Origin of the sequence: Segeticoccus rhizosphaerae (assembly GCF_009192725.1) — a bacterium.
GTDB classification, from domain to species: Bacteria; Actinomycetota; Actinomycetes; order Actinomycetales; family Dermatophilaceae; genus Segeticoccus; species Segeticoccus rhizosphaerae.
The window spans coordinates 1-8,680 of the sequence record NZ_VOHR01000159.1; the positions used below are offsets into that span (position 1 = coordinate 1).

Sequence of the window (8,680 nt, forward strand, 5' to 3'; positions counted from 1 at the left end):
TGCTGCGCCCGGGACGCGCCCCTGCCGCTGCTGCGGGCGACCGGGGCCGCGGCGGTTGCCGTGGACACCTCCCTGCTGGGGCCGAAGGGCTGGGAGTCGGTGGCCGCCACCGTCGAGTCGGGAGTCGAGCTGTGGGCGGGGGCGGTGCCGAGCACTGGTGCCGACCCGGCATACGGGCGGGCCAGTGAGGTGACCGAGGAGCTGGTGACGTCATGGACCCGGGTCGGCCTGCGGGTCGAGGACCTCGACCGGCTGGTCGTGACACCCGCCTGCGGCCTGGCCGGGGCCGCCGGGGTCGACGAGGCCACGTCCGCCCACCGCACGGTCCTCCAGGCGGCGGCGGAATTGTCCGAACGCGCGCACGGTTGATCAGGGAGTGACCGCCGCCACCGCGCCCCAGAGGACTGGAAGGCTGCGCGGCGCCGCGCCGACGAGGCTCCCCTGGCAGGCCAAGTTCCTGGCGCTCGTGCTGATCTGGGGCTCCAGCTTCCTGCTCATGAAGGTCGGCCTGCGAGCCATGGCCCCATTGCAGATCGCGGGCCTGCGGATCTTCAGCGGGACGCTGATCCTGCTGGCGCTGCTGCGTCTCGCCGGCGGGCGGCTCCCGCGCGGGCGGGGCACCTGGTGGCACCTCATGGTCGGCGGGGTCTTCATGGCGGCACTGCCCTTCACGCTCTTCGCGCTCGGCGAGGAGCGTGTCAGCTCCGCGCTCGCAGGCATCGGCAACGCGACGACCCCGCTGGCGACCGTGGTGTTCGCGCTGCTTCTCCTGCCCTCCGAGTCCGTCACGAGGCGCAAGGTGGTCGGGGTGGTCGTCGGCTTCGTGGGAGTGCTGGTCATCGCACAACCGTGGGAGGTCGCAGGTCGTCCTGACCTGATCGGCTTCGGCATGACGCTGGTCGCCGGCATGTCCTACGGACTGGGCTGGACCTACAACCGGCGCCACCTCGCCGGCTCCGACCTCGGCGGGCTGACCCAGCCGGCCGCCCAGCTGCTCGCCGCGGCCGTCGAGATGGTGCTCGTGCTCGTGGTCTGGTCGCTCGTCCGCGGCGCGGCGCCCTGGACGCTGCAGCCAGGCACGGCCGGCGGCTCGGTGCTGCTGCCGATCCTTGCCGTGCTCGCCCTGGGTCTGGTCGGCACCGGCATCGCCTTCTCGTTGCAGTTCGACGTGGTGCGGGCGGCCGGGCCGACAGTCGCCTCCACGATCACCTACGTCATCCCGGTGGTCTCGGTCGCGCTCGGCGCCATCTTCCTGGCTGAACGGCTCTCGTGGCCGCAGTACCTCGGCGCCGCCATCGTGGTGGGGGCAGCCGCCCTGACCCAGCGGCACCCACGGGTCCGCCGGGCCTCCGTGGCGGGTGGATGACGCAGCGCTGACCGCGGCCGGGTAGCCGCCGGAGCGCGGGACGTCGAAGCAGCGGCGCACACCGCCCGGCTGTCCCCGGCGTGCGGCAGGATGGGCCCGTGACGGATCTCCCCACCCCAGTCCCCGACGACGCGCGCCACGAGTGGGACGACCTGGCCGAGCAGGCGACCGCTGCCCAGTTCGCCTACCACGTGCGCGATTCCCCCACGATCAGCGACGCCGCGTACGACGAGCTGATGCGCCGGCTGGTCGCCCTCGAGGAGCAGTATCCCGAGCTGCGCAGCCCCGAGAGCCCCACCCAGCAGGTCGGCTTCGCGTTCTCCACCGAGTTCGGGGCCGTCGAGCACGTCGAGCGGATGCTCAGTCTCGACAACGTCTTCAGCCTCGAGGAGCTGCAGGCGTGGGACGAGCGGGTGAGGCGGGAGGCCGGCACGCCCTTCCACTACCTGTGCGAGCTCAAGATCGACGGCCTCGCCATCAGCCTGCTCTACGAGCGCGGTCGCCTCGTGCGTGCGGCGACCCGCGGCGACGGCCGCGTCGGAGAGGACGTCACCAACAACGTGCGCACCATCGACGGCATCCCGCACCGGCTGTCGGGCACCGGCCACCCCGAGCAGGTCGAGATCCGCGGTGAGGTGTTCCTGCCGGTCGAGGCGTTCGGTGACCTCAACGCCCACCAGGTCGAGGCCGGCAAGGCGCCGTTCGCCAACCCGCGCAACGCCGCTGCGGGCTCCCTGCGGCAGAAGGACCCCCGCGTCACGGCGAGCCGCCCGCTCCGGATGCTGGTGCACGGCATCGGGGTGCACACCGGCTTCCAGGTGCGCACCCAGAGCGAGGCGTATGCCGTGCTGCGCGACTGGGGACTGCCCGTCACCTCGCACGCGAAGGTGGTCGATGACCTCGCCGACGTGCAGCGATACATCGAGCACTTCGGCGAGCAGCGGCACTCCGTCGAGCACGAGCTCGACGGCATCGTGGTCAAGATCGACGAGGCCTCGGTGCAGCGTCGGCTGGGATCGACCTCTCGCGCGCCGCGTTGGGCGATCGCGTTCAAGTACCCGCCCGAGGAGGTCAACACCAAGCTGCTCGACATCAGGGTCAACGTGGGGCGCACCGGGCGAGTCACGCCATACGGCGTGATGGAGCCGGTCAAGGTGGCCGGCTCGACGGTGGAGCAGGCGACGTTGCACAACGCCCACGAGGTGGAGCGCAAGGGGGTGCTCATCGGAGACACGGTCGTGCTGCGCAAGGCCGGCGACGTCATCCCCGAGATCGTGGGACCGGTGGTGGCCCTGCGGGACGGCAGTGAGCGCGCGTTCGTCATGCCGACGAAGTGCCCGGCCTGTGGCACCCCACTGAAACCGGAGAAGGAGGGTGACAAGGACATCCGCTGCCCCAACTCGCGGTCCTGCCCCTCGCAGTTGCGCGAACGGCTCTCGTCGCTGGCAGGGCGGGGCGCCTTCGACATCGAGGCCCTGGGCTGGGAGGGAGCCGTGGCCATGCTGGACGCGGGCGTCGTGACCGACGAGGGTGACCTCTTCGCGTTGCGGGACACCGACATCGCGAAGGTGCCGCTGTTCACCCGCGCGGCGAAGAAGACCGACCCGGCCGAGTCGGTGGTGGACGGCCGGGTGCTGTCGGCCAACGGCGCCAAGCTCGTCGCCAACCTCGAGGAGGCCAAGGGATGCCCGCTGTGGCGGGTGCTGGTCGGCCTCTCCATCCGGCACGTCGGGCCGACCGCCGCCCGTGCACTCGCGGGACACTTCGGGTCGATGGACAAGATCCGGGCCGCCTCCCGCGACGAGTTGGCGGGAGTGGACGGCGTCGGCGGGATCATCGCCGACTCGGTGGTCGACTGGTTCACCGTGGACTGGCACGTGGCGATCGTCGACAAGTGGGCCGCTGCCGGAGTGCGGATGGCCGACGAGGTCGACGAGTCGACGCCCAGGACGCTGGAGGGGTTGACCGTGGTGGTCACCGGCTCGCTGGAGCGGTTCTCCCGGGACTCGGCCAAGGAGGCGATCCTGGCGCGCGGCGGCAAGGCGTCCGGTTCGGTGTCCAAGAAGACCGACTACGTCGTCGTCGGCGAGAACGCGGGATCCAAGGCCGACAAGGCCGAACAGCTCGGCGTGACCATCCTCGACGAAGCGGGTTTCGAGCGACTGCTCGAGCAGGGTCCGCCGGAATGACCCTGCGGCGATGCCTCTTGCGATGACCGGAAAGCCCCCGTGGGCGACGAGGGGACGGGCTGGCCCGGCTGCGACGCAATGGTCAGAGGGCGCCAGGGGAGGTCCCGTGCCGAGCACTAGACTGCGTGGCATGTCCGCCCTGAACCGCGACGAGGTCGCCCACCTCGCCATGCTCGCGCGCATCGACCTGTCGCAGGACGAGCTGCAGACCCTCTCCGGCCAGCTGGAGCAGATCGCCCGTTCCGTCGCCAAGGTCGGCGAGGTCGCTGCCGACGACGTCCCACCGATGTCGCACCCGCTGCCGCTCACCAACGTGACCCGCGTCGACGAGGTCCGGCCCAGCCTGCCCGTCGAGGACGCACTGGCCGGCGCCCCGGCCGCCCAGCAGCGGCGCTTCCTCGTGCCCCGCATCCTCGACGAGGAGTGACGGGCGCGGCCTGCCCCACACGCCATACCGAGCAACCCAGCAAAGGCTGATCGTGACCCCTGACCTCACCCGCTCCAGTGCCGCCGACCTTGCGGGGGCCCTGTCCCGCAAGGACGTCAGCGCCGTCGAGGCGACCCAGGCCCACCTCGACCGGATCGCCGCGGTCGACGGTGACGTCCACGCGTTCCTGCACGTCGACACCGAGGGGGCGCTGGCCGCGGCCCGCGACGTCGACCGGCGCCGGGCGGCAGGGGAGGAGCTGTCACCGCTCGCCGGAGTCCCCATCGCGGTCAAGGACATCGCGGTCACCAAGGGGGTGCCCACCACCTGCGGCTCGCGGACCCTGGAGGGCTGGATCCCGCCGTATGACGCGACGGTCGTCGCGCGCCTGCGCGCCGCCGGGCTGCCCATCCTCGGCAAGACCAACATGGACGAGTTCGCGATGGGGTCCTCCACCGAGCACTCCGCGTTCGGCCCCACGCACAACCCGTGGGACCTCGAGCGGATCCCGGGGGGCTCGGGGGGCGGCTCCTCCGCGGCGGTCGCGTCCTTCCAGGCGCCGTTGGCGATCGGCACCGACACCGGTGGCTCGATCCGGCAGCCGGCCGCGGTGACCGGCACGGTCGGCACCAAGCCCACCTACGGCGGCGTCTCCCGCTACGGCCTGGTCGCGCTCGCGAGCAGCCTCGACCAGGCCGGGCCCTGCTCGCGCAGCGTGCTCGACGCGGCACTGCTGCACGCCGTCATCGCCGGGCACGACGTGATGGACTCGACCTCGATCGACGCGCCGGTGCCGCCGGTGGTCGAAGCCGCACGCCGCGCCGACGTCAGGGGCCTGCGGGTCGGCGTGGTCAAGGAGCTCGGCGGGGAGGGTTACCAGCCTGGGGTCCGGACCAGGTTCGAGGAGTCGGTGCAGCTGCTGGTCGACGCGGGGGCGGAGGTCGTCGAGGTGTCCTGCCCACACTTCGACTACGCCCTCGCCGCCTACTACCTGATCATGCCGAGCGAGGCGTCCTCCAACCTCGCCCGCTTCGACGCCATGCGCTACGGTCTGCGGGTCGGGCCGGACGGCGTCGGCAGCCCGAGCGCCGAGCAGGTCATGGCGGCCAGCCGTGACGCCGGCTTCGGCGACGAGGTCAAGCGCCGGATCATCCTCGGCACCTATGCCCTGTCCAGCGGCTACTACGACGCCTACTACGGCCAGGCGCAGAAGGTGCGCACCCTGATCGCGCGCGACTTCGCCGCCGCCTTCGAGCAGGCCGATGTGCTGGTGTCACCGACCGCGCCGACCACCGCCTTCCGGATCGGCGAGAAGCTCGACGACCCGATGGCCATGTACCTCAACGACATCGCCACGATTCCGGCCAACCTCGCGGGCATCCCCGGGATGTCCCTGCCGAGCGGTCTGGCCGACGAGGACGGGCTGCCGGCCGGCATCCAGCTGCTCGCCCCGGCGACCAAGGACGAACGACTGTATGGCGTGGGCGCGGCCCTGGAGGCCGCGCTCGAGCAGCGTTGGGGCGGAAGGCTGCTGGACCGAGCGCCGGAACTGGATGGATCTGCTGCGAGCGCAACGGAGGCACGGGCATGACCGCCACGACGACCGATGCCGTGATGGACCTCGACGAGGCACTGGAGCGGTTTGACCCCGTCTTCGGCCTCGAGGTGCACGTCGAGCTCAACACCGCCACGAAGATGTTCTGCGGTTGCGCCACCGGATTCGGGGCCGACCCCAACACCCAGGTCTGCCCGGTCTGCCTGGGTCTGCCCGGCGCGCTGCCGGTGGTCAACGCGACTGCGGTCGAGTCGGCGATCCGGATCGGTCTCGCGCTGAACTGCGAGATCGCGTCGTGGTGCCGGTTCGCCCGGAAGAACTACTTCTACCCGGACATGCCCAAGAACTTCCAGACGTCGCAGTATGACGAGCCGATCGACTTCGAGGGCTACCTCGACGTGGAGGTCGACGGCGACGACGGACCCGAGACGTTCCGCGTCGCCATCGAGCGGGCGCACATGGAGGAGGACACCGGCAAGTCCCTGCACGTCGGGGGAGCCACCGGTCGCATCCAGGGAGCCGACCACTCGCTGGTCGACTACAACCGGGCCGGGATCCCGCTGATCGAGATCGTCACCAAGCCGATCACCGGCGCCGGCGGGCGCGCCCCCGAGGTGGCCAAGGCCTACGTGTCGGCGCTGCGCGACCTGATGAAGGCGCTCGGGGTCAGCGACGTCCGCATGGAGCAGGGCTCGATGCGCTGCGACGCCAACCTGTCGCTGCGCCCGAGGGCGACCGGGAGCCAGGAGCAGGCCGACGTGCCGCTCGGCACCCGCACCGAGACCAAGAACGTCAACTCGCTGCGCTCGGTCGAGCGTGCGATCCGTTACGAGATCGGTCGGCAGGCCGCGGTTCTCGCGGCGGGTGGCTCGATCGTGCAGGAGACCCGGCACTGGCACGAGGACACCGGCGTGACGACCTCGGGCCGTCCCAAGTCCGACGCCGATGACTACCGCTACTTCCCCGAGCCCGATCTGGTGCCGGTCGCCCCCAGCGCGGAGCTGGTGGAACGGCTACGGGGCACCCTGCCGGAGCCGCCGGCCCAGCGTCGGCACCGGTTGCAGTCCGAGTGGGGCTACAGCGACCTGGAGATGCGCGACGTCTACAACGCCGGCGCGGTCGAACTGATCGAGGAGTCGGTCGCGGCCGGCGCCACTCCCGCCGCAGCGCGCAAGTGGTGGATGGGCGAGATCGCTCGCCGAGCGAGTGCCGAGCTGCGCCCCCTGGCCGACTTCGGAGTGACGGCGCAGCACGTCGCCGAGCTCGACGGCCTGGTCACCTCCGGCCGGCTCAACGACTCGATGGCGCGGCAGGTCATGGAGGGGCTGCTGGCCGGTGAGGGCACACCTACCGAGATCGCCGACGCACGCGGCCTGCAGCTGGTCGAGGACGACGACGCGCTGGAGACGGCCGTGGACGAGGTGATCGCCGCCAACCCCGACATCGCGGACAAGGTCCGTGGCGGCAAGGTGCAGGCTGCCGGCGCGCTGATCGGCCAGGTGATGAAGGCGATGAACGGCCAAGCGGACGCCGGCAAGGTCCGCCGGCTGATCCTGGACAAGCTCGGCGCCTGACGGGTCGCCGGCGGGGTCCGTGCGCGGGGTCCCCGCTGTCAGCGACCGCAGCGATCCAGCCGCGTCCAGGGCCAGTCGGTGGACAGCCAGGCAGCGACCGCGTCGGCCAACGGCACGTCGAGGTCGGCCCGGTCGGCCCGCACCCACGACCGGATCGTGACGTCGTGGTCCTCCGACGACGTGGGATACAGGTAGACGCAGCCGACGACGTCGGCTGCAGGGTCGAGGACCGTGAAGGTGAACCCGATGCGGTCGGCGAAGTCGGCAGCGTGCCGGGTCAGGTCGCGGTGGTTGTCCTCCAGCGACATCCCCTCCGGCGGCGGCCAGCTGCCGTCCTGGTAGCCCGGTGTCGCCCGGATGTGTTCGATGCTCGACATCCACGCGGCATGGTCGGGCGCGTTGTGCTGCGGCCCCAGCGGCTCGAGGCGGAACCGGTCGGTGACCAAGGATGTGGGCGGCTCGAAGTCCGCGGGGACAAACGCTTCGGACGCCATGGCCGGACATTATCCCCGGCGTCCGCATCCGCTCACCCGGTTTTCCATGGCCCCGGAGCGAGCACGAGCCGCGACCTCAGGAGGCCGACGGGAGGCCCTTCGGCAGGATCAGGACCTGGTCGTCGCCGGGCCTCGGCTCGCCCCGGAAGGTGTTGCTGGTGACCAGCCAGAGGCGGTCGTCCGGTGCCTTGACCACGGTGCGCAACCGGCCGTAGCTGCCCTGCAGGAGTCGCTCCGGTTCGCCGGTGCCGCCCTGGCCGTCGAGGGGGACGCGCCACAGCGACTCGCCACGCAGCGCCGCCATGTAGACGGCGTGGTCGGCGCCGACCGTGATCCCGCTCGGGGATGCGTCGCTGGTCGGCCACTGCACGAGCGGGTCGACGAACCCCTGTCGATCGCTCCTGCCCTCGACATCGGGCCAGCCGTAGTTCTGCCCCGGCTCGATCCGGTTGAGCTCGTCCCAGGTGTTCTGACCGAACTCGCTGGCATACATCCCGCCGGCGGCGTCCCAGGCCAGACCCTGCACGTTGCGGTGGCCGAGGCTCCACACCGGCGAGCCGGGGAAGGGGTTGCCGGAGGGTGCCGACCCGCGCTGGTCCACGCGCAGGATCTTGCCTCCGAGCGAGTGCACGTCCTGCGAGTGGGAGCCGTCCCCGCCGTCGCCGGTGCCGACGTAGAGGAACCCGTCCGGCCCGAAGGCGATCCGGCCGTCGTTGTGGATGCTGGACTTCGGTATGCCGGACAGGATCACCGCGTCGGCCAAGAGGCGTCCGTCGCGCAGGGTCATCCGCAGCACCCGGTTGTCGGCCTGCGTGGTCAGGTAGACGAACACCCGCCGGTCCGATGCGAAGTGGGGAGACACGGCGATCCCCAGCAGCCCGCCCTCGCCCTCGGCGGCGACGCCGGGCACGGTCCCCAGGGTCTGCGCCGCGGATCCCGGATGGAGGCGCAGCACCCTGCCGGAGTCGCGCAGCGTGAGCAGCGCCGCGCCGGAGGGCAGGAAGTCCAGCCCCCAGGGCACCTCGAGGTCGTCGGCCACCACCACCGCGTCGTGCTCGTCCGTGCCGCCCGGGAC

At 71.6% G+C, this 8,680-nt stretch carries 7 protein-coding genes and 1 pseudogene; 6 read left to right on the forward strand and 2 right to left on the reverse strand.

Going from position 1 to position 8,680, the window contains the following annotated elements:
• The 6 genes and pseudogenes from FRW57_RS23235 to gatB form a co-directional block, all read left to right on the forward strand.
• Window positions 1-369, forward strand: a pseudogene (locus FRW57_RS23235) (methionine synthase); the annotation flags it as partial.
• A gap of 7 nt (window positions 370-376) precedes the next feature.
• Window positions 377-1,366: a DMT family transporter gene (locus FRW57_RS13085; RefSeq protein ID WP_238384852.1), complete on the forward strand. Its 990-nt coding sequence runs from the start codon at window positions 377-379 to the stop codon at window positions 1,364-1,366.
• 98 nt (window positions 1,367-1,464) lie between these two features.
• Complete coding sequence (gene ligA, locus FRW57_RS13090) at window positions 1,465-3,555, forward strand: NAD-dependent DNA ligase LigA (RefSeq protein WP_238384853.1); 2,091 nt, start codon at window positions 1,465-1,467, stop codon at window positions 3,553-3,555.
• Between the two features lie 130 nt (window positions 3,556-3,685).
• Window positions 3,686-3,982: an Asp-tRNA(Asn)/Glu-tRNA(Gln) amidotransferase subunit GatC gene (gatC, locus tag FRW57_RS13095; RefSeq protein ID WP_137123174.1), complete on the forward strand. Its 297-nt coding sequence runs from the start codon at window positions 3,686-3,688 to the stop codon at window positions 3,980-3,982.
• A gap of 52 nt (window positions 3,983-4,034) precedes the next feature.
• Entirely contained in the window at window positions 4,035-5,573 is a 1,539-nt protein-coding gene (gene gatA, locus FRW57_RS13100) for an Asp-tRNA(Asn)/Glu-tRNA(Gln) amidotransferase subunit GatA (protein ID WP_137123175.1), read from the forward strand.
• Window positions 5,570-7,111, forward strand: a complete 1,542-nt coding sequence (gene gatB / locus FRW57_RS13105; protein WP_137123176.1) for an Asp-tRNA(Asn)/Glu-tRNA(Gln) amidotransferase subunit GatB — start codon at window positions 5,570-5,572, stop codon at window positions 7,109-7,111. Before gatA ends, gatB begins: the two co-directional genes overlap by 4 nt.
• A gap of 38 nt (window positions 7,112-7,149) precedes the next feature.
• Here the strand turns inward: gatB and FRW57_RS13110 are convergent, their stop codons facing one another.
• Together FRW57_RS13110 and FRW57_RS13115 are read right to left on the reverse strand one after the other, a co-directional pair.
• Complete coding sequence (locus FRW57_RS13110; protein ID WP_137123177.1) at window positions 7,150-7,605, reverse strand: GNAT family N-acetyltransferase; 456 nt, start codon at window positions 7,603-7,605, stop codon at window positions 7,150-7,152.
• A gap of 76 nt (window positions 7,606-7,681) precedes the next feature.
• Window positions 7,682-8,680: PQQ-dependent sugar dehydrogenase (locus FRW57_RS13115; protein ID WP_152186178.1), on the reverse strand; the 999-nt coding region annotated here is incomplete at its 5' end.